The sequence below is a fragment of the Streptococcus sp. 1343 genome, assembly GCF_013277355.1.
Classification (GTDB): Bacteria; Bacillota; Bacilli; order Lactobacillales; family Streptococcaceae; genus Streptococcus; species Streptococcus pseudopneumoniae.
Genome location: NZ_VMMT01000096.1, coordinates 1 through 700, shown reverse-complemented (window position 1 = coordinate 700; position 700 = coordinate 1). Strand labels below are relative to the sequence as shown.

Below are 700 nucleotides of genomic sequence, written 5' to 3'. Positions count from 1 at the left end.
CCCAAATCATTCATACCTCTCTCAACTAGATGTAACTTACAAAACCCCTGACCTCATGAGCCACTTTCTTCCTCCTTATGAGGTCAGTTTTACTTTCTGCTGTTCCAGTATCGTTTTTCCTCGCTAGATTTCCTCAAAAGGGCAGACTCCTCCCTTGGTGCGTCACACGATTTTTTCATCTCGACTGTTCTTTAATGCATCATTAACGACGCTTTTCTTCTAGGTGGTTCATAAGGAACAGGAAGATTCAGGTTGACTTTTCTAATCCTAGAATAAAGTGCTGAAAACAATTCGGAATAGGCATAGAGACTAGACAATTTGAGGAGCTGCTTGCGTCCTGTTCGAACACATTTTCCTACCACGTGAAGAAAAAGATGGCGGAAGCGTTTGATTGTTAAAGTTTGGAAGTCACCTCCAGCTAGATGTTTGAGAAAAAGATAGAGATTGTAGGCGATACAGCTCATCATCATACGAACTTCGTTTTTGATTAAGGTTGAACTATCCGTTTTATCGCCAAAAAATCCCTCCTTCATCTCCTTGATGAAATTCTCGGCTTGACCACGTCCACGATAAAGCTGAAACTGGTCTTGGCTTGTTCCACTCGTCATATTTGTAACGAGAGAAATAACATCGTAGAACAAGTTTCCTTCTTTTCGTTCAGAGAACTGGCAGACACGACGTTTGTGCGACCAAGATCCTG

Annotated in this window: 1 protein-coding gene; it reads right to left on the bottom strand. The window is 41.9% G+C overall.

Annotation, left to right across the window (positions count from 1 at the left end; all coding sequences use genetic code 11):
- Positions 1-191 precede the first annotated feature (191 nt).
- Positions 192-700: transposase (locus HT709_RS12270; protein WP_172925783.1), on the bottom strand; the 509-nt coding region annotated here is incomplete at its 5' end.